1 rRNA gene is annotated in these 255 nt (G+C 58.4%); it reads right to left on the bottom strand.

The annotated features are described in order from the left end of the window. Nucleotides 1–253, bottom strand: a 23S ribosomal RNA gene (locus RM572_RS29655); the annotation flags it as partial. Nucleotides 254–255: the final 2 nt, after the last annotated feature.

The raw sequence follows: 255 nt of genomic DNA, 5'->3' as shown, positions 1-255 counted from the left end.
CCCCTAACCACAGGTCATCCCCCAGGTTTTCAACCCTGGTGGGTTCGGGCCTCCACGAAGTCTTACCTCCGCTTCACCCTGCCCATGGCTAGATCACTCCGCTTCGGGTCTTGAACACGCTACTCAGATCGCCCTCTTCGGACTCGCTTTCGCTACGGCTCCCCCACACGGGTTAACCTCGCAACATGCCGCAAACTCGCAGGCTCATTCTTCAAAAGGCACGCAGTCACGACACAGCAAGCAAGCTTGCTGTGC

This window comes from Streptomyces hazeniae (assembly GCF_031845485.1).
GTDB lineage: Bacteria > Actinomycetota > Actinomycetes > Streptomycetales > Streptomycetaceae > Streptomyces > Streptomyces hazeniae.
This window is presented reverse-complemented; position numbering and strand designations above follow the sequence as displayed.